This window comes from Methylobacterium sp. J-078 (assembly GCF_022829285.1).
GTDB lineage: Bacteria > Pseudomonadota > Alphaproteobacteria > Rhizobiales > Beijerinckiaceae > Methylobacterium.
The window spans coordinates 1-320 of record NZ_JAKSYI010000013.1; the positions used below are offsets into that span (position 1 = coordinate 1).

1 pseudogene is annotated in these 320 nt (G+C 67.2%); it reads left to right on the forward strand.

Annotated elements, in window-relative coordinates:
- Positions 1-320 (forward strand): annotated as a pseudogene (locus MKK58_RS00415) (PQQ-dependent dehydrogenase, methanol/ethanol family); the annotation flags it as partial.

Genomic DNA, 320 nt, shown 5'->3' on the forward strand with positions numbered 1-320 from the left:
GACACCATCACCCACACGTCACGGCAGCATGTGCTACTGCGACGCGTCGCGCGCCACCAGAGGCCAGCTCCAGTCATCACACCACGGGCAGTTCGCGGTGTCGCCGGCCGCCCTTCCCACCGCCGGTGACGTCGTGGTCTACGGCCCCCTCGAGGGCTACCTGAAGGCCTGCGAGGCCAAGTCTGGCAAGGACCGCTACAAGTTCAAGACTTCCTCTTGCGTCATCGGCAACGTGATGACCTACACCCACAAGGGCAAGCAGCACCTCGCCATCCTGTCGGGCGTCGGTGGCTGGGCCGGCATCGGCCTCGCGGCCGGCC